Origin of the sequence: Streptomyces sp. NBC_00029 (assembly GCF_045160505.1) — a bacterium.
GTDB lineage: Bacteria > Actinomycetota > Actinomycetes > Streptomycetales > Streptomycetaceae > Streptomyces.
On the sequence record NZ_CP108292.1, the window covers coordinates 1740004 to 1766413 of the forward strand.

19 protein-coding genes are annotated in these 26410 nt (G+C 71.8%); 11 read left to right on the forward strand and 8 right to left on the reverse strand.

Going from position 1 to position 26410, the window contains the following annotated elements; genetic code table 11:
* Positions 1–119: 119 nt before the first annotated feature.
* The 4 genes from OG753_RS08570 (at position 120) to OG753_RS08585 (ending at position 7562) form a co-directional block, all read left to right on the forward strand.
* Positions 120–3227: a DEAD/DEAH box helicase gene (locus tag OG753_RS08570; RefSeq protein ID WP_405787932.1), complete on the forward strand. Its 3108-nt coding sequence runs from the start codon at positions 120–122 to the stop codon at positions 3225–3227.
* Between the two features lie 3 nt (positions 3228–3230).
* Positions 3231–4490: an SWF or SNF family helicase gene (locus OG753_RS08575; protein ID WP_405787933.1), complete on the forward strand. Its 1260-nt coding sequence runs from the start codon at positions 3231–3233 to the stop codon at positions 4488–4490.
* Between the two features lie 186 nt (positions 4491–4676).
* Entirely contained in the window at positions 4677–5984 is a 1308-nt protein-coding gene (locus OG753_RS08580) for a GAF domain-containing protein (RefSeq protein ID WP_405787935.1), read from the forward strand.
* Between the two features lie 54 nt (positions 5985–6038).
* Positions 6039–7562, forward strand: a complete 1524-nt coding sequence (locus OG753_RS08585) for an aldehyde dehydrogenase family protein (protein WP_405787937.1) — start codon at positions 6039–6041, stop codon at positions 7560–7562.
* Positions 7563–7792: 230 nt separating this feature from the next.
* Here the strand turns inward: OG753_RS08585 and OG753_RS08590 are convergent, their stop codons facing one another.
* Complete coding sequence (locus OG753_RS08590; RefSeq protein WP_327261207.1) at positions 7793–8932, reverse strand: helix-turn-helix domain-containing protein; 1140 nt, start codon at positions 8930–8932, stop codon at positions 7793–7795.
* Positions 8933–9019: 87 nt separating this feature from the next.
* On the opposite strand from OG753_RS08590, the gene OG753_RS08595 reads away from it, so the two are divergent.
* The 7 genes from OG753_RS08595 (at position 9020) to OG753_RS08625 (ending at position 17230) form a co-directional block, all read left to right on the forward strand.
* Positions 9020–10075: a ferredoxin reductase gene (locus OG753_RS08595; RefSeq protein WP_405787938.1), complete on the forward strand. Its 1056-nt coding sequence runs from the start codon at positions 9020–9022 to the stop codon at positions 10073–10075.
* A gap of 7 nt (positions 10076–10082) precedes the next feature.
* Complete coding sequence (locus OG753_RS08600; RefSeq protein ID WP_405787940.1) at positions 10083–11201, forward strand: fatty acid desaturase family protein; 1119 nt, start codon at positions 10083–10085, stop codon at positions 11199–11201.
* 384 nt (positions 11202–11585) lie between these two features.
* The gene (locus tag OG753_RS08605; RefSeq protein ID WP_405787942.1) at positions 11586–12413 is read left to right on the forward strand and encodes an FAD binding domain-containing protein; all 828 of its coding nucleotides are present in this window, start codon (positions 11586–11588) and stop codon (positions 12411–12413) included.
* On the forward strand, positions 12410–15136 hold the full coding sequence (locus OG753_RS08610; RefSeq protein WP_327261211.1) for a molybdopterin cofactor-binding domain-containing protein: 2727 nt from the start codon (positions 12410–12412) through the stop codon (positions 15134–15136). Before OG753_RS08605 ends, OG753_RS08610 begins: the two co-directional genes overlap by 4 nt.
* Complete coding sequence (locus tag OG753_RS08615) at positions 15133–16104, forward strand: antibiotic biosynthesis monooxygenase (protein ID WP_327261212.1); 972 nt, start codon at positions 15133–15135, stop codon at positions 16102–16104. Before OG753_RS08610 ends, OG753_RS08615 begins: the two co-directional genes overlap by 4 nt.
* Before the next feature lie 125 nt (positions 16105–16229).
* A complete protein-coding gene (locus OG753_RS08620) occupies positions 16230–16607 on the forward strand; it encodes an FKBP-type peptidyl-prolyl cis-trans isomerase (RefSeq protein ID WP_327261213.1) in 378 nt (125 codons plus the stop codon).
* Positions 16608–16966: 359 nt separating this feature from the next.
* A complete protein-coding gene (locus OG753_RS08625; protein WP_327261214.1) occupies positions 16967–17230 on the forward strand; it encodes a hypothetical protein in 264 nt (87 codons plus the stop codon).
* A 24-nt stretch (positions 17231–17254) separates the two neighbouring features.
* Here the strand turns inward: OG753_RS08625 and OG753_RS08630 are convergent, their stop codons facing one another.
* The 7 genes from OG753_RS08630 to OG753_RS08660 form a co-directional block, all read right to left on the reverse strand.
* Positions 17255–17965 (reverse strand): cytochrome b/b6 domain-containing protein, encoded by a 711-nt coding sequence (locus tag OG753_RS08630; RefSeq protein ID WP_327261215.1) that lies wholly within the window; start codon positions 17963–17965, stop codon positions 17255–17257.
* A complete protein-coding gene (locus OG753_RS08635) occupies positions 17907–18572 on the reverse strand; it encodes a molybdopterin-dependent oxidoreductase (protein ID WP_327266678.1) in 666 nt (221 codons plus the stop codon). Before OG753_RS08635 ends, OG753_RS08630 begins: the two co-directional genes overlap by 59 nt.
* A 256-nt stretch (positions 18573–18828) precedes the next feature.
* Positions 18829–19803 carry an ABC transporter substrate-binding protein gene (locus OG753_RS08640; protein WP_327261216.1) on the reverse strand — a complete coding sequence of 325 codons (975 nt, stop codon included), beginning with the start codon at positions 19801–19803 and terminating at the stop codon, positions 18829–18831.
* Between the two features lies 1 nt (position 19804).
* Positions 19805–21868, reverse strand: coding sequence for an ABC transporter permease (locus OG753_RS08645; protein ID WP_405787943.1), 2064 nt, complete (start codon positions 21866–21868; stop codon positions 19805–19807).
* 97 nt (positions 21869–21965) lie between these two features.
* Positions 21966–23090 (reverse strand): glycine betaine/L-proline ABC transporter ATP-binding protein, encoded by a 1125-nt coding sequence (locus OG753_RS08650; protein WP_405787945.1) that lies wholly within the window; start codon positions 23088–23090, stop codon positions 21966–21968.
* Positions 23087–24613 carry a GMC oxidoreductase gene (locus OG753_RS08655; RefSeq protein ID WP_327261219.1) on the reverse strand — a complete coding sequence of 509 codons (1527 nt, stop codon included), beginning with the start codon at positions 24611–24613 and terminating at the stop codon, positions 23087–23089. Before OG753_RS08655 ends, OG753_RS08650 begins: the two co-directional genes overlap by 4 nt.
* Positions 24610–26118 carry an aldehyde dehydrogenase family protein gene (locus tag OG753_RS08660; RefSeq protein WP_405787946.1) on the reverse strand — a complete coding sequence of 503 codons (1509 nt, stop codon included), beginning with the start codon at positions 26116–26118 and terminating at the stop codon, positions 24610–24612. Before OG753_RS08660 ends, OG753_RS08655 begins: the two co-directional genes overlap by 4 nt.
* Between the last annotated feature and the right edge of the window lie 292 nt (positions 26119–26410).

The window sequence follows — 26410 nt, forward strand, 5'->3', positions numbered from 1 at the left end:
TCCCCGACACCCGAACGGGCTTCGAAGTGACCCGGGTCACGGCCCCGCCCCCGTCGCCGGGCGCCCTCGGTGGGGTACTCTCGGCCGCCCCGTACCCGGTAGTCAAGTTTGAGGAATGCGTGCTCTCCGAGATCTCCGGCCTCATCCACCACTCCGCAGTCTTTCTTCCCGCCGAGCCGGCCCGCAGCGGCCGCATCGCCCTGTGGCCGGCCGACGGCACGGCCGGCGGCGCCGACCCCCGCGCCGCCGACAGAGCCGACACCGGGACCACCGGAACCCACACCGGCACCGGCAGTTTCGAGGAGCTCACGGTCATCACCCCGGACCTGCGTCGGGCCACCGTGGTCGCACTCGTCCTGTCCGTGGACGAAGCCCTGCCGCTACTCACCCGCGCCCGGTCCGCCGCAGCCGAGGCGGCGGCCGCCGCGGCCACAGCCGAGGCCGATCCCAGCGATGCCACCGTCGGCCCCGTCGACGCCGCCGGCCCCGTCGCCGCCGGCACGGCGTTCTGGGGCGCCGCCGCCCTGCTCGCCCTGCGCCTCGCCGCGCGCGGGCAGCTCCTTCCCGGCCTCAGCCCCGCCGGCCACGACGCCTGGCGGATCGGGCCGCTGGAGGCCGCCGACCTCGACGAGATCCGGGAGCTGGCCGCCGCCATGCCGCCCGCCGCCCACTGCGTACCTCTGAACGCCGCCATGCCGCCCCGGCTGCCCGCGCCGGAGCCGCTGCTGCGGGCCTTCCTCGACGCCGTCGCCGACACCCTCCCCCGCTCCCCCGCCGCCCCGGCCGCCGCCGACGGGCCCGCCTTCGCCGCCCGCCCGCCGCGCCTCCACCCCGAACTGCGCGGCTGGGCCTCGGAGGTGGCCGCCTGCCATGACGCCGGGGTGCGGATCTCCCTGCGGATCGAGCTCGACCGTGCCCTCGACCACGAGGGGGAGCAGGCCCCCGATGCGCCCACCGAGTCCGCTGCCGCCTTCCGGGCCGTCCTCCAGATGCACAGCCTGGCCGACGCGGCCCTCGTCGCCGACGCCGCCGACGTGTGGGCCGGATCCGGAGCCGCCGCGGCCGCCTTCCCGCCCGGCGCCCGGCTGGACGCCCTGCGCGCCCTGCGCCGCGCCGCCCGGCTGTGGCCCCCGCTGGCCCCGCTGCTGGGCGCGGCCGTCCCGGACTCGGTCGAGCTCGCCGACGAGGAGGTCACGGAGCTGCTCGTCGAAGCCGCGGCCGCCCTGGCCGCCGACGGGGTCCAGGTGCACTGGCCGCGGGGGCTCCTGCGCGACCTGAGCGCCCGGGCCGTCCTCGGCGCCCGTACCGCCGAAGACACGGGCAGCCCCGGCACGGGCGGCCCCGGCACCGACCGCACCGGCCGCGCCGGCCGCGCCGGCCGCGCCGCCGACGGCTCCCTCCCCTCCGGGCTGCTCTCCCCCGGCGCCCTGCTCTCCTTCAGCTGGCGCCACGCCCTCGGCGACCAGGGCGATCTCACCCGCGCCGAACTCGACCGCCTCGCCGAGGCGAAGCGCCCCCTGGTCCGGCTGCGCGACCAGTGGGTCCTGGTCGATCCGGCCGAGGCCCGCCGGGCCCGCGCCCGGCAGGACCGTACGATCGCGGCCGCCGACGCGCTGGCCGCCGTACTCACCGGGTCGGCGGAGATCGACGGCAGGCGGGTCGACGTAGAGGCCACCGGTCCGCTGGAGGGCCTGCGCGCGCGCCTCACCGCCGACCCGCAGGAGGCCGACGCCCTCGGCGCGCCGCCTGAGCTGCGGGCCACCCTGCGCGACTACCAGCTGCGCGGCCTGCGCTGGCTGGCCCGGATGACCTCGCTCGGTCTCGGCGCCTGTCTCGCCGACGACATGGGCCTCGGCAAGACCGTCACCCTCATCGCCCTGCACCTGCACCGCAACCGGCCCGAGGACCCCGGCACCGGCACCGGCACCGGCACCGCCGGGGCCACCCTCGTCGTGTGCCCGGCCTCGCTGTTGGGCAACTGGCAGCGGGAGATCGAGAAGTTCGCCCCCGGCACCCCCGTACGCCGCTTCCACGGACCGGGCCGCAGCCTCGCAGGGCTCACCGGCGGCTTCGTCCTCACCACCTACGGCACCATGCGCCTGGCCGCGCCCGAACTCGCCGCCACCGCCTGGGGCATGGTCGTGGCCGACGAGGCCCAGCACGTCAAGAACCCGCGTTCCTCCACCGCCCGGGCCCTGCGCACCATCCCGGCCGCGGCGCGCGTGGCCCTGACCGGCACGCCCGTCGAGAACAACCTGTCCGAGCTGTGGGCCGTCCTCGACTGGACCACGCCCGGGATCCTGGGCCGCCTCGGCACCTTCCGCACCCGCTACGCCGAACCCGTCGAGAGCGGCCGTGACGCCCAGGCCGCCGCCCGGCTGGGGGCGCTCGTACGGCCGTTCCTGCTCCGCCGCAAGAAGTCCGACCCCGGCATCGCGCCCGAGCTGCCTCCCAAGACCGAGACCGACCACACCGTCGCGCTCAGCCGCGAGCAGACCTCGCTCTACGAGGCCGTCGTACGCGAGACCCTCGCCGCGATCTCGGAGGCGGACGGGATGGAGCGGCGCGGTCTGGTGGTCAAGCTGCTGACCTCCCTCAAACAGATCTGCAACCATCCCGCCCACTACCTGCGCGAGCACAGCCCTACGGAACGCGGCGCGAAGGAGGCCGGTGGCGGCGCCACCGCAGCCCGCTCCGGCAAGCTGGAGCTCCTCGACGAACTCCTCGACACGATCCTGGCGGAGGGCGGCTCGGTGCTGGTCTTCACCCAGTACGTGGCGATGGCCAGGATCCTCGAGAAGCACCTCGCGGCCCGCGGGATCGCCTCGCAGCTGCTGCACGGCGGGACGCCGGTGCCGCGCCGCGAGGAGCTCGTGGACCGTTTCCAGGCGGGTGAGGTCCCGGTCTTCCTGCTGTCCCTGAAGGCGGCCGGCACCGGCCTGAACCTCACCCGGGCCGGGCACGTCATCCACTTCGACCGCTGGTGGAACCCGGCCGTCGAGGAACAGGCCACCGACCGCGCCTACCGCATCGGCCAGACCCAGCCCGTCCAGGTCCACCGCATCACCGCCGAGGGCACCGTCGAGGACCGCATCGCGCAGCTCCTGGCGCGCAAGCGCGCCCTCGCCGACGCCGTCCTCACGGGCGGCGAGAGCGCGCTCACCGAACTGACCGATGCCGAACTGGCCGAACTCGTGGCGCTGCGCCCGACCGCACGCGGGGAGTGAGCGATGAACACCCGGGACCGAGACCCGTACGAGAAGACCTTCCCTGCGCTGCCGCCCGCCCCCGGCCGCGGCTTCGCCCGCACCTGGTGGGGCCATGCCTGGCTGCGCGCGCTGGAGGACAGCGCGCTCGACGGTACGCAGCTGGGGCAGGGCCGCAAGTACGCGCGTTCGGGCGCGGTCGGCGCGGTCTCTGTGCGCCCCGGCGGGCTCACCGCGGTGGTGCGCGATCCGGACGGGACTGCGCACCGGACGGACGTGCTGGTGCAGGAGTTCACCGAGGCGCAGTGGGACCGTCTGCTGGGTCTGGCCGCGGCCGAGGCCGGACACATCGCGGCGCTGCTGGACCGGGAGGTGCCGCCGGAGCTGGCCGAGGACGCGACCGCGGCCGGGGTGGAGCTGCTGCCGGGCATCGGGGACCTCGATCCGCGCTGCGACTGCGGCGAGTGGGATCACTGCCCGCACACGTCCGCGCTCTGCTATCAGGTGGCCCGCCTGCTGGACCAGGATCCCTTCGTGCTGCTCCTGCTGCGGGGCCGGGGCGAGCGGGAGCTGGTGGACGAGCTGGAGGAGCGGAGCACGGCGGAAGCGGAGGTTCCGCGGGAGCTTGCCGACGAGGGGGTTCCGGCGGCGGAGGTCTTCGCGACGGCGGCCGTCCGCCCTGCGCTGCCTCCGCTCCCGGCGCTCGTGCCGGCGCCGGGCCAGCCGCCCTCGCTGGACACCGAGACCGAGGCGGAACCGCACCTCGATGTGGACGCGGTGGAGTTCCTGGCGCAGGCGGCCGCGACCGAGGCCTGCCGGCGGCTCGCGGAGGCGCTCGCTCCGGGCCATGCCGACCGCGCCCCGACGGCCCCGCTCACGGTCTCGCAAGACGCCGTACGACTCGCTGCCGAGGCCGGTGACTTCCGGGTCCGTTCCCGCCTGGCGGCGGCTACCGGGCGGAGCCGGGCCGACATGGAACTGGCCGTACGCGCCTGGGGCTTCGGCGCGGCCCCGGGCCTCGCGGCGCTGGAGGACGACTGGACGCCGGACCGGACCACGCTGGCCCGCGCCCGGGCGGCCCTGGCATCGGCCTGGGCGGACGCGGAGGCGCCGGTGCTTCGCCGGGTCCGCGCCCGCTGGACGCAGGCGGGCACCGGCCGCCAGCTCCGGCTGGGGCGGGAGGGCCGCTGGTGGCCGTACCACCGCGAGGCGGGGCGCTGGATCCCGTCGGGCCCTTCGGCCCCGGACCCCGGGTCGGCGCTGGAGGCCGATCCCGCGGGGTGAGGCCGGTCGGGCCGCGTGAGGCCGATTCCCGCCCCGCGTGAGGCCGATCGGGCCGCGTCGGCCGGCGTAGCCTCTGGCCGACGTACCGCGGGTTCCCCGGCCGACGTACGGCTTGCCGGGATCCGGTGCCGGGACGACGATGGGGGCGCCGGGGCGCTCCGCACCGCGGCACCACGGGAGGGTGACATGGGCGATCCGTCGGTGGCACTGCCGGGCGGAGCCGATCCGGCCGCCCGGACGCGCGAACTACGTCTGGCCCACGCGGCGTTCACCCGGGACGGGCGGGTCGAGGATCCCGTGCGGGCCGTCATCGCGCGGTCCTGGCGCAGGTGCGCGCGGGCGCGGCTCAGCCCGGAGTGCGCGCCCGGGGTGGAGCTCGCGGAGGCGGAGCTGCGGCCGTACCGGGAGGAGCATCCGCTGGCCCGGGTGATGCCGCTGTTCCGGGATCTCGTCGGGGCGTTCGCCGCGCACGGGGCGCATCTGCTGGCCGTGTGCGACGCGCGGGGCAGCCTGCTGTGGGTGGAGGGCGAACCGGGCACCCTGCGGCGGGCCGAGGGCCTGGGCTTCGTCCCGGGCGCGCGCTGGGCGGAGGCGGCGATGGGGACCAACGCCCCCGGCACGGCGGTCGCGACCGGCGAGCCCGTGCAGGTCTTCGGGGCCGAGCACTTCAGCCGCCGGGTGCACCCGTGGACCTGCGCGGCGGCCCCGGTGCGGGATCCGCGCACGGGCAGGGTGCTGGGCGCGGTGGACATCACCGGCGGCGACGGCCTCGCCCACCCGCACTCCCTGGCCTTCGTACAGGCGGTGGCGCGGGCTGCGGAGGCCCAGTTGGCCCTGCTCGAACCGGGCCTGCCGGCTGCCGGGGACTGTCTCGCCGCCCTCGGCCGGGACGAGGCGCTGCTGGTGACCGAGGGCCGCAGGGTCCGCCTCGGCCGCCGGCACAGCGAGATCATGGCGCTGCTCGCGCACCATCCCGAGGGCTTGTCGGGCGAGGAGCTGACGATCGCCCTCTACGAGGACGAGTCGGTGTCACCGGTCACGTTGCGCGCCGAGATCTCCCGGCTGCGGGCCGTGCTGGGGCCTTCGGCGCCGCTTTCGCGCCCGTACCGCACGGCCGGCGCTCTGGACGCGGATTTCACCGCCCTGACCCGGCAGTTGGCCGCCGGGGCGGTGTCGGCGGCCCTCCACCACTACCCGGGGCCCCTGCTGCCGGCCTCCACCGCGCCCGGCATCGTGCGGTTGCGGCGCCGCATCGAGGAGCAGACGCGGGCGGCCGTGATCGCGCGGGCGGATGCCGGGCTGCTGACCGACTGGGTGTGCAGCCCGTGGGGCGCGGACGACCCGGAGGCGTGGCGGGCTCTGGCGGCGGCCCTGCCGCCGGAGCGCCGGCCGGCCGCGCTGGCCCGCGTACGCGCCCTGGACCGGGAGCTCGGCGCGCGCCCGGACCCTCGCGCGCGGCGGCGTGCAACGTATCCGCAACCCGCCCGTCCCTAGCCTCCGTCCGAGCGCTGTCCGACGGCGGCCGGCGCCCGGCAGGAGGAGGACGTCATGGCCCGTTACGCTGCGCCCGGTACCGAGGGGGCGCTCATGTCGTACGCGCCGCGCTACGACCACTTCATCGGCGGCGAGTACGTCGCACCCGCCCGCGGCCGGTACTTCGAGAACCCCTCCCCCGTCAACGGCCGGGCCTTCACGGAGGTCGCGCGGGGCACCGCCGAGGACGTGGAGCGGGCCCTGGACGCGGCCCACGCGGCCGCGCCCGCCTGGGGGCGTACGCCGGTCGCCGAGCGGTCGTCGGTCCTGCTGCGCATCGCGGACCGGATGGAGCAGAACCTGGAGGCCCTCGCGGTCGCGGAGACCTGGGAGAACGGCAAGCCGGTACGGGAGACCCTGGCGGCCGACCTGCCCCTGGCCGTGGACCAGTTCCGGTACTTCGCGGGAGCACTGCGCGCGCAGGAGGGCGCGCTGAGCCAGCTGGACGACGACACCGTCGCCTACCACTTCCACGAACCGCTGGGTGTGGTCGGGCAGATCATCCCGTGGAACTTCCCGATCCTGATGGCGGTGTGGAAGCTGGCTCCGGCGCTGGCGGCGGGCAACACCGTGGTCCTGAAGCCCGCCGAGCAGACCCCGGCGTCCGTCCACTACTGGCTGAGCCTGGTGGCGGACCTGCTGCCGCCGGGCGTGGTCAACATCGTCAACGGCTTCGGGGAGGAGGCGGGCAAGCCGCTCGCGTCCAGCCCGCGGGTGGCGAAGATCGCCTTCACCGGGGAGACCGCGACGGGGCGGTTGATCATGCAGTACGCGGCCGAGCACCTGAAGCCGGTCACGCTGGAGCTGGGCGGCAAGAGCCCGAACCTCTTCTTCGACGACATCTGGACGAAGGACGACGACCTGCGCGACAAGGCGCTGGAGGGGTTCACGATGTTCGCCCTCAACCAGGGCGAGGTGTGCACGAGCCCGTCGCGCGCCCTGATCGAGCGGGGCCGGTACGCGGACTTCCTGGACGCGGCGGTGGCCCGCACCGAGCTGATCGTGCCGGGGCACCCGTTGGACACGGACACCATGATCGGGGCGCAGGCGTCCGAGGAGCAGCTCAGGAAGGTCCTGTCCTACGTGGAGATCGGGCAGCGGGAGGGCGCGAAGATCCTCACGGGCGGCGAGCGGCAACACCTGGAGGGCGATCTCGCGGGCGGCTTCTATGTCCAGCCGACCGTCTTCGAGGGCGACAACCGCATGCGGATCTTCCAGGAGGAGATCTTCGGCCCGGTGGTGTCGGTGACCTCCTTCCAGGACTTCGACGACGCCGTACGGATCGCGAACGACACCGCGTACGGCCTGGGCGCGGGAGTCTGGACCCGGGACATCAACACGGCCTACCGGGCGGGCCGCGCGATCCAGGCGGGCCGGGTCTGGACGAACTGCTACCACGCGTACCCGGCCCACGCTGCCTTCGGCGGATACAAGCAGTCGGGCATCGGCCGCGAGACCCACAAGATGATGCTGGAGCACTACCAGCAGACGAAGAACCTCCTGGTCTCCTACTCCCCGAAGCGGCTCGGCTTCTTCTAGGGGCTCGAAGGACGGCGCCTGACCTGGAGTTTCGCCCGTCAGGCGCCGTCGGCGCGACCCGCTCGACACGGGTGTCAATTCTTTCTGTCCCTCCCGGTTCCTCCCGCCCCTCTCGCACTCCGGACCGGCTGCTCCGGACCGGGCGCGGACCGGGCCCGGCTCACCGGGCGGGTGGCACGCCCTGGCTGACGCGGTCTCGCGGACTCGGTCGCGGACGGTCGAAGTACGCGTCAGCTGACCCGAAGACCGACCGCCAGCATCAGCTCGAGGACCCGGTGTGGCGATGCGAGATCCGGAAACAGCTCCCGCAGCTGCGACATCCGGTACCGGACGGTCTGGGGATGGACGAACAACGCCGCCGCCACCTCGTCCCGTCTGCCCTGGTGCAGCAGCCACGCCCGCAACGTCTCCTCCAGCCGCCGCGCGGTCGCGACAGGCAAGGCCCGCAACGGTGCGAGGGCTCGGGCACGCAGGTCCGCGAACGCGTCCACGTCGGCGCTCAGCACCAGCTCGGGCAGGTGGTCCTCGGTGTCGCGGATATCAGCGGAGAGGGAGCGTGCGCGTACTGCTCGTGCGTACGAGGCGGACGCACGAGTCCATGGCCGGGCCGGGCCGACCACGGCGGCGCGGTCCGTCAGCTGCCGCAAGAGATGTGATCGGTCGGCATCGGGGACGAGCAGCACACCGGTGGCGTCCGGCAGATCGTCGAGGACGAGCGTGCTCGGGTCGAGCCCGCGGTAGGCGGGCCGGGCCTGGGCGGCGGGCAGCAGGACGGCGGTCAGCGAAGCCGGAGGCTGCCACCCGGCCCGCTGAACGGAGGCCAGCAGCACGTCCGGACTCGCGCCGGCGAGGAGGTCGCGGGCCAGGTGTTCCAGGTGGCGCTCGTGGTCCCGGCCCCGGGCGGCCAGTTCGTCGGCGTGGCCCGCGGCGCTCGCGGCGGAGAGCTCGTCGATGTAGGCGAAGGTCAGCTCGGCGAACTTGGCGACCTCGGCGGCGGGCAGACCTGCGGGTACGGCACCCGCTGCCAGGCATCGCCAGGCCACCCGGGCGCCGACGCGGTAGGCGCTGAGCAGGGCGTCCATCGAACGGCCGTCGCGCACCTCGCCGCGGCCCAGCTCGTAGGCTGCGTCACCGCCGTCGCCGCCTGTGGCGTTCCCGCTCGCGAGGTCCAGGTAGTGCCCCAGCGCGGTGCGGACGGCTCGGCGGATGGTGCCGCCCATACGGCCGGAAAGGGCGTTGGCGTAGGAAGGGACCTCGTCGATGATCGCCTGGACGACCTCGTCGGCGGTGGCCTTCAGCGCAGCCCGAAGCGCGGTGACCGTCGTCTCATCCAAGGCCAGTTCGCTGGCCCTCTGGGTTACATGGCTCACGTTCTTATTCCCTGCGAACAATTACGCCGATCAGATTCACGTCCTGCGGTCAGGACTTTACGCCTTGAGACGCAGCAAGCTGGGCCCATGACGAGTACAGCCCTCCGCAGCAAGGCGTGGAAACTGCTGGAGATGGTCACGACGCCGCTGCTGCCGTCGGACTATCTCGACCTGGTCAGCCCGCTGCGTGCGGGCGCCGACCTGCGGGGGCGCATTGAGGCCGTGCACCCCGAGACGCGTGACGCCGCGACCATCGTGATCCGGCCGGGACGGGGCTGGCGCGGCCACACGGCCGGTCAGTACGTGCGGATCGGGGTCGACGTCGACGGGGTGCGCCTGTGGCGTGCCTACTCCATCACCTCGCCGACAAACCGCCAGGACGGCCGCGTCACGATCACCGTGAAGGCGATCCCGGACGGCAAGGTCAGCAACCACCTGGTTCACCGGACGAAACCGGGCACTCTGGTACAGCTCGACCAGCCGGCCGGTGACTTCGTCCTGCCGGAGGCCAAGCCCGCCAAGGTGCTCCATCTGACGGCCGGCAGCGGCATCACGCCGGTGATGGGCATGCTGCGTGACATCGAGCTCGACGACGTCGTCATGGTCCACTGCGCGCCACAGCCGCAGGACGTGATCTTCCGCAACGAACTGCACGACATGGTCGCGGACAAGAAGCTGCGGCTCACCGAGGTGCACACCGACACGGACGGCGTGCTCGACATCGCCCGTCTCGACGAACTGGTACCCGACTGGGCCGAGCGCGAGACCTGGGCCTGCGGGCCCGCGGGCCTCCTCGACGCCGTCGAGGAGCACTGGACCGCGCACGGCGTGCGAGAGCGCCTGCACACCGAACGCTTCCGCTCCGGCATCGTCGTCGCCGGTGAAGGCGGCGAGGTCACGTTCAGCGCCAGCGGCAAGACCGTCGACGCGGACGGCGGCACGCCGTTGCTGGACATCGGCGAGGAGGCCGGCGTGCTCATGCCCTCCGGGTGCCGCATGGGCATCTGCTTCGGCTGTGTCACGCCGCTCAAGTCGGGCGCCGTCCGCGATCTGCGCACCGGGGACATCACCGAGGCCGAGCCGGGCGTCCTCATCCAGACCTGCGTGTCCGCCGCGGCGGGCCCCTGCGACATCGAACGGTAGGAACACCTTGACCGCCATCGACCCCACCGCCCACCTGACCGCGGAGCAGATCGAGGAGCTCGGCCGCGAGCTGGACGCGATCCGCGACGAGGTGCTCGCCGCCCGCGGCGAGAAGGACGCCGCCTACATCCGCAAGGTCATCTCGGCGCAGCGCAAGCTCGAGCTGGTCAGCAGGGGCGTACTGCTGTTCTCGATCTTCCCGCCCGCGTGGCTGATCGGCACCGCCGGTCTGTCCGTGGCGAAGATCATGGACAACATGGAGATCGGCCACAACATCCTGCACGGCCAGTGGGACTGGATGCGGGACCCGAAGATCCATTCCACCACCTGGGAGTGGGACCACGTCTCGCCGGCCGATCAGTGGAAGCACTCGCACAACGAGCTGCACCACACGTACACCAACGTGATCGGCAAGGACAACGACCTCGGCTACGGCATCATGCGCGTCGACGAGGATCAGCGGTGGCACCCGTTCCACCTCGGCCAGCCGCTGTGGAACTTCATCAACGCCTGCTTCTTCGAGTACGGCATCGCGGCGTACGACCTGGAGCTCGGCAAGAACCTGCACAAGCGCCGCCGCAAGAACCCGGAGTTCCGCGCGCGGGCCAAGGCAGTGGGCCGCAAGATCCGCAAGCAGGTGCTCAAGGACTACGTGATCCACCCGCTGCTGTCGGGCCCGTCGTTCCTCACCACGCTCGCCGCCACGTTCACCGCGAACCTGGTCCGCAACATCTGGACCCACTCGGTGATCATGTGCGGGCACTTCCCCGAGGGCGTGCAGGTCTTCGAGCGCCGGTCGATCAAGGGCGAGACGCGCGGCCAGTGGTACCTGCGCCAGATGATGGGCTCGGCGAACATCAGCGGCAGCAGGGCCATGCACTTCATGACCGGCAACCTGTCGCACCAGATCGAGCACCACCTGTTCCCGGACCTGCCGAGCAACCGGTACGCCGAGGTCGCGGTGAAGGTGCGCGCGCTGTTCGAGAAGTACGAGCTGGAGTACGTCACCGGGCCACTGCCCAAGCAGGTGTTCTCCGCATGGCGCAAGGTCTTCCGCCTCTCGCTGCCGAACAGGAAGCCCAAGGTCGATACGCCGGACCGCGAGCAGGAGCTCGTCGCTGCCTGATTCCCGGTATCGGTTTCACGGACCGGATACGAGGTGTGAGCGCCGTTCACCGAAGGCGAGAGCGATCCTTCACCGGGTGGAGCGACGAAGGTGCTGTCGGCGCGCATGCAGCCGATGGGTGGGGCAGACGCTGGTGACAGCCTTCCAGCGGTCGCTGCGGGAGGAACTGCGGGCGGCCTTCGTTGTCCGGGGAGGCACCCGGCGCGGAACAGCCGCATCCCGGAGCTTCCGCTTGGGCGAGCGGGCCCGGCTCGTTCTCAGTACGCTGGAGAGGAGTGTTCGCGCCCACCGGGCTCTGCCCTGAAGCGGATCGGCCTCAGCGACCCCAGCACCTTCTCCCGCTCCAGAGGCGGCTACCCCTGCACGCATCGGGCAGGTGTTTCCATGGACCTCAACACCATCACCGAAGTCGTCCGGCGTCCGTCCGACCGGCCGGGCATGGACTGGCGCGAGGGCGATGCATGGCTCGCGGGCGGGACGTGGCTGTTCTCCGCGGAGCAGCCGGACCTGCGCCGCCTGGTCGACCTGACCGCGCTGGGCTGGGATCCCCTCGTGCCGAGCGGCGCGGGCCTCGAGATCGGCGCCACGTGCACCATCCGCGACCTGTACGCCTTCACACCGCCGGCCGGCTGGATCGCGGGCCCCCTGTTCGCAAAGAGCTGCGAGGCGTTCCTGTCCTCGTTCAAGGTCTGGAACTCGGCGACCGTCGGCGGAAACATCTGCATGTCCCTGCCTGCCGGCCCCATGATCACCCTGACGGTCGCGCTCGAGGCCGAGTACGAACTATGGGCTCCCGACGGGTCCGTGCGCACCGTCGATGCCCTCGACTTCGTGACCGGGAACAACCGGAACGTCCTCGCTCCCGGGGAGATACTGCGACGCGTCAGCATTCCGGCGCGCGCCCTGCGCAAGCGCACCGCGCACCGCCGCTTCACCCTGACCCACCTCGGCCGTTCGACGGTCTTTCTCATCGGCACTCAAACGCCGGGAACGAGCGACCTGCTGCTCACCGTCACGGCCGGCACCACACGCCCTGTGCGCATCGCCTTCGACACCATGCCCGATGCCCGCACCCTGCAGCAGCGCGTCAACGTCATCCCTGCCGGCGTCTGGTTCGCCGACCCCAACGGAACCCCGGACCACCGTCGCCACCTCACACTGCACTTCGCCGAAGAGATCCGCCACGAACTCACGGCTGGGGGCCCGGCATGACCTACATCGTGAACGGCAGGAGCTTTGCCGAAGAACCGGCACCCGGCCAATGTCTGCGTACGTTCCTGCGCGCTCTCGGCCATTTCGGTGTCAAGAAGGGCTGCGACGCGGGCGACTGCGGCGCGTGCACCGTGTGGCTGGACGGCAGTCCGGTGCACAGCTGCATCACCCCCGCCTTCCGCGCGGAAGGCCACGAGGTGACCACGATCGAGGGTCTCGGATCACCCGGCGAACTGCATCCCGCGCAGCGCCGGTTCCGGGACGCCCCGGGGTTCCAGTGCGGTTTCTGCACCCCAGGAATGATCATGACTTCGGCGACGTTCACCGAGGCCCAGAAGGCGGACCTGCCAAGGGCGTTGAAGGGCAATCTCTGCCGTTGCACCGGTTACCGGGCCATCGAGGACGCGGTGAAGGGCGTCGCCGGTGTGCAGACGGCCGCGCCGGGAAAGGCCGTCGGAACGAGCATCGGAGCGCCGGCGGCCGACGACGTGGTGACCGGTGGCGCCGAATTCACGATGGACACCCGCATGGAAGGCATGCTGCACCTCAAAGTGCTGCACTCGCCCCACGCGCACGCCCGGATCGTCTCGATCGACAAGACCGCTGCGCTCGCCGTCCCCGGCGTGCATCGCGTGTACACCTGGGAGGATGTGCCGCGAAAGCGCTTCACGACGGCGATCCACACCGACCACCTCGTCGATCCGGACGACACGTACATCCTCGACGACACGGTCCGCTTCGTCGGCCAGCGCGTCGCCGCGGTGCTCGCCGACACGGTGGGCGCGGCAGAGGAGGGCTGCCGGAAGGTGAACGTGGAGTACGAGGTGCTGCCGGCAGTATTCGATCCCGAGGAGGCCATGGCCGAGGGAGCGCCACAACTGCACGGCTCGGAGGACCCGTTCGTCCGCGACTCGGTCCACAACCTCCTCCTCGAGATCCACTCGCACATCGGCGATGTCGACGCCGGCTTCGCCGCGGCCGACGTGATCCACGAGGCCACGTACTTCTCACCGCGCGTGCAGCACGCACATCTGGAGACGCACGGCTCGATCGCCTGGATGGAGGACGGCCGGCTGAACGTCCGCACCAGTTCGCAGTCGCCGTCGATCGCGAAGGTCAAACTGGCCTATCTGTTCGCACTGCGCCCGGACCAGCTCCGCGTGTTCTGCAAGCGCGTCGGCGGCGGTTTCGGCGGCAAGCAGGAGGTCATCTCGGAGGACCTGGCCGCGCTCGCCACCCTCGACACCGGGCGGCCGGTCTGCTTCGAGTACACGCGCGAAGAGGAGTTCACCACGGCATCGCCCCGGCATCCGATGAAGCTGACGGTCAAGCTCGGTGCCCGGTCGGACGGAACACTCACGGCGTTCCAGGTCCGCAACGTGTCGAACACGGGCGCCTACGGCAACCACGGCGGCGAGACCGTGTACGCGGGCGGCGCCGCCATCATGATCTACCGCTGCCCCAACAAGAAGTACGACGCCTTCTCCGTCTACACGAACAACGTCCCCAGCGGCGCGCTGCGCGGTTACGGGATGACCCAGCCGGCCTTCGCCGTGGAATCGGCGATGGACGAACTGGCCCTCGCACTCCACATGGATCCACTCGAACTGCGACGCCGCAACATCGTGCGCCCCGGCGATCCGCTCGTCGCCCTGCACGACGGGCCCGACGACGTGATGTTCAATGAGGACGGGCTCGGCAAGTGCATCGACCTCGTGGCCGGAGAGCTGGCCCGTACGGCCGATCAGCCCTCCCCCGGCCCCGGGTGGCTCGTCGGGGTCGGCGCCGCGAGTTCCCTGCACGAGACCGCGCCCCCGACCGAGCACATCTCCGAGGCCTGGGTCACCCTCGGCGACGACCTCATGTACGAGCTGGCCGTCGGCACTGTCGAGTTCGGGGAGGGTACCTCGACCGCGCACGTCCAGATCGCGGCCAACCAGCTGGGTACGACGCCGTCGCGGATCCGCCTGGTGCAGTCCGACACCGACCGCACGGGCTTCGACACCGGCGCCTTCGCGAGTGCCGGACTCTTCGTGGCGGGCAACGCGGTCCTCAAGGCGGCCAACGCGGTGCGCGACCGCATCCTGGAGTTCGCCGCCGCCCACACGGGCGTCCACCTCGTGATGTGCTCGATGGACGACGCCGATGTCGTCTGCGGAGACGAGCGCGTCTCGCTGGCCGCGCTCGTCGCCCTGGCCCGGGCGCGCGGCATCCGGTTCACCGCTGCGCGCAAGGCGTACGGCTCGCCCCGCAGCGTCACCTCCAACACGCAGGGCTTCCGCATCGCCGTCCACCGGGTGACGGGTGAGATCCGCATCCTGTACAGCGTCCAGGCGGCCGATGCCGGTGTGCTCATCAACCCGGAGCAGGTCCGGGGACAGGTGGAGGGCGGTGTCGCCCAGGGCATCGGATTCGCGCTGACCGAGAACTACCAGGTCGACGCGGAGGGCGTCATGGCCAACCCGAACCTCCGCAACTACCGCATCCCCACCTACGCCGACGTGCCCCGCACCCACGTCCTCCTGGTGGGCTCCTCGGACTCCGTCGGGGCCATGCGGTCGAAGGGGATGGCGGAATGCTGCATCAACCCGGTGGCCCCCGCCCTGGCGAACGCGCTCCGCGACGCCACCGGCATCCGCTACCGCGAGCTGCCCCTCACCCCGGAACGGATATACGGCCGGCTCGTGGAGAGCCATTCGGCGCGAACGGGCACGAGACGATGACGGCCGAACGGCGGCCGGACGCCGGGGCGACGGTCATCCTCGGCAGGAAGGTCCGCCCCGGCATGGAGCGGGCGTACGAGAAATGGCAGGAGGAGGTCAACGCCGCCGCCGCCCGCTACGCCGGTCACCTCGGCGCCGAGGTGACCAAGCCGACCGCCCTGCAGCCCGACTGGGTGGTCGTCTACCGGTTCGACTCGGTGGCCCATCTGCAGGCTTGGATGAACGGCGCGACCAGGCAGCGGCTCCTTGACATCGGCGCGCACTACTTCGACGGTCCTGCCACCCAGCAGGTGATCAGTGGCGGTACCCAGCCGACGGACCCGCTCGTGACCGTGGTGGTGAGTCACCGCGTCCACCCGGACAACGTCGATGACTTCCTCGTGTGGCAGGACCACATGAGCCAGGAAGAGGGCAAGTTCGCAGGGTTTCGCGGCACGGAGATATTCCGGCCCGTCGAAGGCGTTCAGGACGAGTGGACCACCCTCTACCGCTACGACAACGCCGAACACCTCGACGCCTGGCTGACCTCGGCGAAGCGGCGGGAGATTCTCGCCGAAGGGGAGAAGTTCGACGACTTCAGACTGCGCACGATCGACAACTCGTTCGGCAGCTGGTTCGCCTTCGAGGAGAACGGCAAGGAGGCACCGCCGCCTTCGGAGACCAAGACCGCCGTCGCGGTCTGGATCGGCCTCTACCCGACCGTCGTGCTGCTGACGCTCGTCCTGCATCCGCTGGGGATGCCGCTCTGGTTCGGGCTCCTCGTGGGCAACCTGCTGTCGAGCTTCATCATGAGCTTCTTCACGATGCCCTACTACGTGAACCGGCTGCTCAAGCGGTGGCTGAGGCCCCCACCGACCGAACCGCCGGCCCGGACCAACCTCATCGGCGTGAGCATCGTCGCCGGGCTGACGGTGTTCTGGGTCGTCGTCTTCTACCTCATCACGCAAGTGTTCTGGACGCTGCCCTGACCCCGGGTCGCGAAGGAAGAAGGCCGCGGCGGCGTTCTTGATAGCGTGATCGTCCCCTACAGGGAGTGCCTGCGCGGCCCGGCCGGTCTGTGCGAGGGATTCCGGCGGAGAGCGTTGAGGCAGCGATGAGTGAACCGACGAAGCCCGAGGTCGATGTTCCGGCGGGTGATGCTCCCGAGGAGCTGACGATCCGGGACCTCGTCGTCGGGGACGGGCCCGAGGCGAAGCCGGGGAGGGTGGTCCGGGTTCACTACGTCGGGGTCACCTTCGAGTCCGGAGTGGAGTTCGACGCGTCCTGGGACCGGGGCCAGCCGTTCAAGTTCGCCGTGGGCGGCGGCAGGGTCATCAAGGGCTGGGACCGGGGCATCCGAGGGATGAAGGTCGGCGGCCGGCGCGAGATCATCGTTCCCCCGCGCCTGGGCTACCGCGATCAGTCCCCCTCGCCGTTGATCCCGGCGGGTTCCACGCTCGTCTTCGTGGTGGACCTGCTCTCCGTGGTCTGAGCAAGGCGCGCTTCCCCCCGGCCTTCTCCGTCGCGGCGAGGGCCGGGCGGCGGGCGGCGGGCTGGCCCCGGTAACCGGCAGCACGCCCCATTCGTCATCGGGGCGGGTCCCGGATTGGCGGCTCGAGCGGGGTTCCCTCGTGCGGATGACCCGCGGGGCCAGTCGGGTCCGTCCGGCCGCTTCACCACGGCCCCGGCTCAACCCCGACCCCGCCCGGGCGGACGCACCCGGCCTCTCCATCCTCGCGGGCATAGGCTTCACAGTGGCGCTGCTCATCGGCGAACTCGCCCGGCATCCACGAGGAGGACCGGACCGAGGACGCGGCAGGTTCCAGCCGGACGTGAACATCAGGAGCGCACATGGGAACGACCCTCATCGTCGTGACGGTCGTCGTCGCTGCCCTGGTCATCAGAACCGCCCTCGCCGAGCTCAGGGAACCCGGCAGCGGCCGGCGGCAGTGGACGGCCCTCGCCGACCCCCGCGCGGTTTCCGCGGGGGCACTCACCGCCGTCATCCTGGGGGTGCTGGGCTGGCTGCACGCCGGCCCCGAAGGGGCCGTCTGGGCAGGGCTGGCCGGAGTCCTCGTGGCATTCACCGTGGCCCAGGGCCGCCGGCCCGATTGATGTGCCCGGGCACGGAGACGGTACTCATCCCGCCTCTGCACCTGCGTCCGGCCGCTCCTCCACCTTGCCGTCCGGATCGTCCCGCAGCCACAGCGGGTGCTCCCGCTCCGCCCACGGGCGCTCGACGGACCCGGTACGCATTCCCCTCCGTGCCTCCGGGTCGGCGAGGGCCATCCTGATATGACCGGCCAGTACCAGCCCTATGGCCAGGGCCAGCCAGTCGTGCACAAAGGTGGCGCTGGTACGCCACACCAGTGGGGTGAGGTGGGTGAACCACATCAGCAGACCGGTCGCCAGCATCACCAGGACAGCGCCCGCGATCCACGACGCATAGATCTTCTGGCCGGCGTTGAACTTGCCCGCGGGCCGGGACTCGCGCCGGTGGTCGCGTCGCCGCACCGCGCGCAGCCACTTCCGGTCGTGCGGCCCGAAGCGGTTCAGTCTTCGCAGGTCGGCCCGGAAGGCGGCGGAGGCGAGACCCAGCAGGAAGGGGGCGGGCAGCAGGATTCCAGCCCATTCGTGGACGGTCACCACGAGATGCCTGCGGCCGACGAGTTCGGCGATCTGGGGTACGTACAGTGCGGCCGCGGTCGCCACGCACACCAGCGTGAGTGCGGCGGTCGTGCGGTGGACCCAGCGCTCGGCACGGGTGAACCTGCCGACCGGCCGGGCCGGTTCAGACAGTGGGGGTGTCGCTGCGCCCGTTGGACGCGCCGACCCAGGCGTCGACGTCATAGCCCCGCTCCTCCCAGTAGCCGGGCCGCACTTCGGACGTGACGGTGATCCCGGAGAGCCATTTCGCCGACTTGTAGAAGTACATCGGCGCGACGTAGAGCCTGACCGGGCCGCCGTGCGAGTGGCTGACCGGCTTGTCCTGCATCTGCAGACAGACCAGCACGTCGTCGCGCCGGGCCTGCGCCAGTGTGAGGCTCTCGCTGTACGTGCCGTCGAAGCAGGTGAAGCGGATTGCCTTGGCCTCGGGACCGACACCGGCCGCGTCCAGCAGCTGGGACAGCCTGACGCCGGAGAAGGGGGTCTCGGGCACCCGCCAGCCGGTGACGCACTGCACGTCGCGTACGACACGGGTCTGCGGCAGCGCGCGCAGGGCGTCGAGGGTGTACGTCGCTGGGCGCTCGACCAGACCGCCCACGGTGAGCCGGTAGTTCCGCTCGTTCTTCTGCGGTACCGAGGTGGCGACGGAGTAATAGCGGAAGCCGCCCCCATTGGGAAGCAACCCGGTGATCCCGGTCGGGTCCTTGTCCGAGGCGGCCCCCAGGAAGGCCTCGATCCCGCGCTGCAGGTACGGCGCGGCAACGAGTCCGCCGGCTCCGAGCCCGAGCATTCCGAGCACCAGACGGCGGCCGACGGGGGTTCCCTCGGTATCGGGGTGGTCTGTCGTCACCCCTCGATTCCAGCACTCCCGGGTGGGGGACACCAGGTGGATCGGGGCAACGTCAGACTTCCGTCATGAATCGGCCGTCGGGTGACAGCGGTCCTGCACGGCTGCTGGAGCGGGGCCGCCTGCTCCTGGAAACCCGGCAGGGTGCCTGGAGGGGTCGTCCTCCAGGCACCCTCACCCGGCTCGCGCGGCTTCCGCGTCAGGACGGGAGCCAGGTCCGCCAGGTGGTCTCGTTCTGCTCGACCCAGCGGCTCGCCGCTTCCTGGGGGGACAGTTTTTCGTCCGCGATCATCAGGGCGACGTCGTTCTGCATCTCGGTCGTCCAGTTGAACTTCTTCAGGAAGGCGGCCGCATCGCCTCCGTCGTCCGCGAAGCGGGCGTTGAGGAACTTCTGCAGCGGCGTGTGCGGGTACGCGCAGGTCACCTTCTTCGGGTCGGCGTCACAGCCCTCCTGGTACTCGGGCAGTTTCACCTCCGTCATCGGGACCTTCTCGAACAGCCACTGGGGCTTGTACCAGTAGCTCAGGAACGGCTTCTTCTCCTTGGCGAACTGCTTGATCTGCGTGATCTGCGCCGCCTCCGATCCCGCGAAGACGACCTGGTAGTCGAGGTCCAGGTTGTTCACGAGGGCCTTGTCGTTCGTCACGTAGGACGGGGATCCGTCCAGCAGCTGGCCCTTGCCGCCGCTCTCCGCGGTGCGGAGTTGGTCGGCGTACTTGTTCAGGTTCTTCCAGTCGGTGACGTCCGGGTGTTCCTCGGCGAAGTACGTCGGCACGAACCAGCCGATGTGGCCGGTCACGCCGAGGTCGCCGCCCCGCGCGATCGTTCCCTTGTTCTCGATGTACCGCTTCTCCTGCTCCGGGTGGCCCCAGTCCTCCAGGATGGCGTCCACGCGGCCCTGGCTGAGGGCGTCCCAGGCGGGTACCTCGTCGATCTGGACGGTGTCCACCCGGTAGCCGAGCTCGTGCTCCAGCAGGTACTGGGCGACGGCGACATTGGCCTGGGCGCCGACCCAAGACTGCACGGACAGCGTCACCGTGCGGGAGCCCTTCGCGTCGGCGTACGGGGAGGCCTGGCGGGTCATGTCGGCGGCGCCGCAGCCGGTGAGTGCCGTCAGTGCGACGGAGACGGCGGCCGCTGCCGCGAGGGCGGTGGAGCGTGTGGTGCGAGCCATGTCAGGCCCCCTTTCCGGCGGGTTCGCGGCGCTGTGTCGGCTGGGTGACGCGGTCGAGCATCAGGCCGAGGCAGACGATCGCCGCGCCGGCGACCAGACCGGTCGCCAGGTCGCCCTGGGCGAGACCGAAGACCGCGTCGTAGCCGAGCGCTCCGCCGCCCACGAGGCCGCCGATGACGACCACGGCGAGGACCAGTACCACGCCCTGGTTGACGGCCAGCAGCAGCGCGGGCCGTGCCAGCGGCAGCTGGACCTGGAACAGCTGCTGCCGTCCGGTCGCACCCAGCGAACGCGAGGACTCGAGCGCCGCCGGGTTCACTGCGCGCACCCCCTGGGCGGTGATCCGCACCACCGCGGGCAGCGCGTAGACCACGGCGGCCGCGACGGCCGGCGCACGGCCCACGCCGAACAGGGCGACCACGGGGATCAGGTACACGAACTGCGGCATGGTCTGGAAGACGTCGAGGACGGGGCGCAGGGCGCGTCCCAGGCGGGAGCTGCGGGCCGCGGCGACACCGAGGGCGAAGCCGATCAGCAGGGTCACGGCGACGGCGGCCAGCACCTGGGACAGGGTGTCGAGGGCCGGGTCCCAGACTCCGAGGACACCGATCGCGGCCATGGCCAGGACGGCGGTCGCGGCGGTGCGCCAGGTGCCGATGAGCAGGGCGGGCGCGCCGACGCCCAGCAGGACCGCCCACCAGGGCAGCCACTGCAGTCCGTCGCGCAGGGGGTCCAGGACCCATGTGGTGAAGCGCCCGGCCCAGTCGGCGGTGCCACCGACGAAGGGCACGCCGGAGTAGAGGTGGGCGGTCATCCAGTCGACCGCCCCGTTCACGGGCTCGGCGATGTTCAGCGTCCACCCGTCGGGCCAGGAGAGCCGGCCGGCCAGGCGGCCTCCGACGGCGAACACGGCGGTCGCCCCGGCGGCGACGGCCCAGCCGAGCACGGGCCGGTGGGCCGGGGCCGCGCCTATCCGCTCCCCGGCCGCGGCCGTGACCCGGTCCAGGACGATGGCGAGCAGCACGATCGGCACGCCGGCGGCGAGTGCGGCGCCGACGTCGACGGAGGCGAGTGCCTGGTAGACGCGGTCGCCGAGACCGCCGGCGCCGATGACGGACGCGATGACGGCCATTCCCAGCGCCATCATGATCGACTGGTTGACGCCGAGCAGCAGTTCCTTGCGGGCCAGCGGAAGCCGGGCCGTCAGCAGGCGCTGCCTGCCGGTGGCGCCGAGGGACGTGGCGGCCTCCACGACGCCGGCGTCGGCGCCGCGCAGCCCGAGGGCGGTGAGGCGGGCCATGGGCGGGGCCGCGTAGACGACGGTGGCGAGGACGGCCGCGGGCACGCCGATGCCGAAGACCAGGACGACGGGCAGGAGGTACGCGAAGGCGGGCAGCACCTGCATGGTGTCCAGCACCGGGCGCAGGGTGCGGTGCATCCGGTCGGACAGGCCGGCGGCCAGCCCGAGGAGACCGCCGAGCAGCACGGACGCGGCGACGGCGGCCACCATCAGGGCGAGGGTCTGCATCGTGGGGACCCACATGCCGAGCAGTCCGCACACGGCGAAGGCGGCGACGGAGGTCAGCGCGAGCCGGATTCCGGCGAGGCGCCAGGCCACCAGAGCGGCGGCGGCGGTGACGCCGGCCCAGCCGAGGGCGAGCAGCACCAGGTACACCGCGCGGACGGACACGACCACGGTGTTGCTGATGTGGCCGAGGAAGTAGAGGAAGAGGGGGTGGCCGTCGCGGTTGTCGATGATCCAGTCGCTGGTGCGGCCGAGCGGTCCGGACAGGTCCACGGCGAGGGACGACGGCCAGTTGCCGCCGCCCAGGAGTACGGAGCCGAGGACGAGTACGACGGCTGCGCCGACGCCGATGAGCCGGCCGCGGTGGCGTGCAAGGGCGCGGAGCGTGCCGGCCAGGCCGCCGGTGGCGGTCGCGTCGGTCGAGGTCGCGTCGGTCGTGGTCGCGTCGGTCGAGGTCGCACTCGGGCTCGCGCCGGAGGCGTTCGTACCGGTCGGGGTGGTCTCGGGGCCCGGCGGAACCGGGGTGACGGTGGCGGTCATCGGCTCCACCGCCCGGCGTAGGCGTAGGCGTGGACGCCGGTGTCGGCGCAGGCGCCGGTCGTGCCGCACGGCGGCGGCCAGGTCGTATGGTCGTACATCAGGCCACCGCCTTTCCCGTCGCGGCCGGGACCCCGGCGACGACACCGAGGAGTCCCGCCTGGTCGACCACGCCGAGGCACTTGCCGTCCTCGACGACCCGCGCGTTCTCGCCCGTACGGGCGACGGCCTCGATGGCCTCGTGGACGGTGGCACTCGGGGCGAGCGCGGGGCCGGCCTGGGACTCGTCGAGGCGAGCGGGGCGCATCGCCGAGCGCACGGTCAGCACCTGCTCACGCGGCACGTCCCGGACGAAGTCCCTGACGTAGTCGTCGGCGGGGGCGCCCACGATCTCCTCCGGCGTGCCGAGCTGCACGATGCGGCCGTCGCGCATCAGAGCGATGCGGTCGCCGAGCTTCAGCGCCTCGCTGAGGTCGTGCGTGATGAAGACCATCGTGCGCCCCTCCTCCCGGTGCAGGCGTACGACCTCTTCCTGCATGTCTCGGCGGATGAGCGGGTCCAGTGCGCTGAACGGCTCGTCGAACAGCAGGACTTCGGGGTCGACGGCGAGGGCGCGGGCCAGTCCCACGCGCTGCTGCTGGCCGCCGGAGAGCTGGCTCGGACGGCGGTGCTCCAGGCCGTCCAGGCCGACCTTGGTGACGAACTCGGCCGCGCGCTCGCGCCGTTCGCCGCGTCCCACGCCCTGGATCTCCAGCCCGTAGGCGATGTTGTCGAGCACAGTCCGGTGCGGCAGCAGGCCGAAGTGCTGGAAGACCATCGACGCCCGGTGGCGGCGCAGCTCGCGGAGCCGGCCGGAGTCCATGGACAGCACGTCCTCGCCGTCGATGGAGATGCTGCCCGAGGTCGGTTCGATGAGCCGGGTGAGGCAGCGTACGAGCGTCGACTTGCCCGAGCCCGACAGGCCCATGACGACGAAGACCTCGCCCTTGCGGACGTCGAAGGAGACGTCGCGGACGGCGGCGGTGCAACCGGTGCGCTCGCGCAGCTCGGCGGCGTCGAGGGCTCCGAGTTCCTTGTCGGCGGGCACCCGGCCGGCCTTCGGACCGAAGACCTTCCACAGGTCGCGTACGGAGAACACGGATTCCGAGGAGGACTGAGACGCGGTTGCGGCATCCGGCTCGGTTGCGGCAGGCGAGGCGGTCGTGGTGTGCGGCGGATTGTTCATCGGGTGGTACCTCCCAGCAGGTCGGCGCATTTCTCGCCGACCATGAGCACGCCGATCATCGGATTGACGGCGGTCATGGTGGGGAAGACGGACGCGTCGGCGATCCGGATGCCGTCGAGGCCCCGGATCCTCAGGTCGGGCGCGACGACGGCGAGTTCGTCGTCGGCGGCCCCCATCCGGCAGGTTCCGGCCGGGTGGTAGACGGTGTGCGCGACGTGGCGGGCGTACGCGCTGAGCTCCTCGTCGGAGGTGACCTCGGGCCCCGGGCACACCTCGCGCCCCAGCCATCCGGCCAGCGGCTCGCTCGCCGCGATCTGCCGGGCGATGCGGATCCCGTCGACGAGGGTGCGGCCGTCGTAGTCGTCCTCGTCGGTGAAGTACCGGAAGTCGAGAGCGGGCTTGTCCTCGGGGTCGGCGCTCGTCAGGTAGAGCCGGCCGCGGCTGCGCGGCTTGGGGATGTTCGGGGTCATCGACACGCCGTGCGCGGGCCGTTCGTAGCCCAGGCGCTCCGGATTGTCGGTGAAGGGGATCTGGTAGAAGTGGAACATCAGGTCCGGGCCCTCGGACGCCGGGTCCCGGCGGACGAAGAGGCCGGCGTCGGAGTCCATCGCGGAGTTCTCCGGGATCGGGCCGTGCGTCTCCCACACGATGACCGACTCGGGGTGGTCGAGCAGGTTCTCCCCGACGCCCGGCAGGTCGTGCACGACGGGTATGCCGAGCTTCTCCAGGTCGGCGCGCGGGCCGATGCCGGAGTGCAGCAGCAGGCGCGGCGTGTCCACGGCCCCGGCGCACACCAGGACCTCGCGCCGGGCGCGTACGACGTGCTCCGCGCCCTCCTTGGTACGGATGTGCACGCCGGTGGCGCGGGTGCCCTCCAGCTCCAGCCTGTACGCCCAGGTCTCCAGGGCGATGTGCAGGTTCGGCCGGTCCAGGAACGGGTGGAGATAGGCCACGGAGGCGGAGGACCGCTTGTTGTTCTCCGGGTGGTAGGCGAGGTCGAAGAAGCCGACGCCCTCGTGGAAGGGTGCCTTGTTGAAGCCTTCGACGCGCGGAACTCCCAGCGCGCTCTGCGCGGCGTCGACGAAGTCCCTGGCGATCGCGTTCCGGTCGGCGTCGTCGACGGGGACGATGTTGTTGCGCAGCCGGGCGAAGTAGGGATCCATGGCTGCCGCGTCCCAGCCGTCGGCGCCGGCCTCCGCCCACTCGTCCCAGTCGGAGGGCAGGGGCTTGAAGGCGATGAGGGTGTTGTGCGAGGAGCAGCCGCCCAGCACCCGCGCACGGCTGTGGCGGATGTGCGAGTTGCCCCGGGGCTGCTCGGTGGTGGGGTAGTCGTAGTCGAGCTCACCGCCGAGCAGGCCCATCCATCGGCGCAGGGTGAGGACGTCGTCGCGGCCGACGTCGCTGGGGCCGCCCTCGATGACGGCGACGCTGATGTCCGGGTCCTCGGTCAGCCGGGAGGCGATGACGGATCCGGCGGTGCCACCGCCGACGACGACGTAGTCGTACACGTGCTGGTCGTTCATGCCTGGTCCTTCGCCGTCGCGCCCGCGAACCAGCGCACGGGGCGCGGGGCGCGGTTGGTGTAGATGTGCTTGGCCTCGCGGTATTCGGCGAAGCCGCCGGGGCCCAGTTCGCGGCCGATGCCGGACTTCCCGAAGCCGCCCCATTCCGCCTGCGGAAGGTACGGGTGGAAGTCGTTGATCCAGACGGTGCCGTGGCGCATCAGGCCGGCGACCCGGCGGGCACGCTGTTCGTCGGAGGTCCACACCGCTCCGGCGAGGCCGTACTCGGTGTCGTTGGCCAGCGCGACGGCCTCCTCCTCGGTACGGAAGGTCTCCACGGTGAGGACCGGTCCGAAGACCTCCTCGCGAACGACGCGCATGCCGCGGTGGCACCGGTCCAGGACCGTGGGCCGGAAGAAGTAGCCGGGGCCGGCGGGCCGCGCGCCGCCCGCCCGCAGCCGTGCGCCCTCGGCGAGCGCGGAGGCCACGTACTCCTCGGTCCTCGCCAGCTGGGCCGCGGAGACGAGCGGGCCGCATTCGACGCCCTCGTCGGTGCCGCGTCCCAGCCTGATCAGGTCGGCGCGGCGGGCGAGCTCGGCGACGAAGCGGTCGCGCAGCGGCTCCTCGATGATGAGGCGGGAGCCGGCGGAGCAGACCTGGCCGCTGTGGATGAAGGCGGCGTTGAGCGCCTGGTCGACGGCGGTGTCGAAGCCCTCGGCCGTCGCGCAGGCGTCGGCGAAGACGACGTTGGGGTTCTTGCCGCCCAGTTCGAGGGCGACCTTCTTCACGCTGTCGGCGGCGGCCCGGGCGACCTTCGTGCCGCTGACCAGTCCGCCGGTGAAGGAGATCAGGTCGACTTCGGGGTGCTCGGCGAGCCGGGCGCCGACCGTGTCGCCGGGGCCGGTGACGATGTTGGCCGCGCCGAGCGGGAGTCCGGCCTCGAGGAGCAGCTCGATGAGCACGACGGTGGTCAGCGGGGTGACCTCGCTGGGCTTGATCACGAACGTGTTGCCGGCGGCGAGAGCGGGGGCGATCTTCCAGCTGGCCTGGAGCAGCGGGTAGTTCCACGGCGTGATGAGGGCGCAGACCCCGACCGGCTCGTGCACGACGACGCTGTGGATATCGTTCGAACCGGCGTCGACGACCCGTCCGCCGTCCTCCTTCTCCACGAGGTCGGCGAAGTAGAGGAAGGCGTCGCGGACGCAGTCGACGTCAACGCGTCCCTCCTCCAGCGTCTTGCCCGCGTCCCGGCTCTCCAGGGCGCCGATCCGCTCGCGGCCCTGCTCCAGCAGCGCCGCGACCCGCCGCAGCAGGGCGGCCCGCTCGGCGACCGGCGTACGCGGCCAGGCGCCGTTGTCGAACGCGGCGCGCGCCGCTGCCACGGCGTCGTCGGTGTCCTGGACGCCGCCCTCGGCCACGACCTCGAAGGGGGTCGCGTCGACGGGGTCGATGATCTCGCGCGTGGCCCCGGACAGGGCTGCGCGCCACTCTCCGCCCACATGGATGGTCTGTTGTGCTGCCGTCACGGTGCGTATTGCCTTTCGTCCCTTTGAGTCCCCCTGCCGGTCAGACCGACTTGATCCGGCCGCCTGCCCCGACTCCCCGGATCCATGCGCAATGCATGGCGGAGAGTGTTCTGGTTCACTCACAAAGGCGGTGGAAATATGGACATATGGAACTAGGCGGATGTGCAGGAGACACAACGCGGCGACGCGTGGGACGGAACGGGAATGCGTGTGAGGCAGACAACGCCGAAGAGCGGCCGCTCCGGAAGGGGACCTACGACCGCCGTACACCGTCACACCATGTGATGGTGGC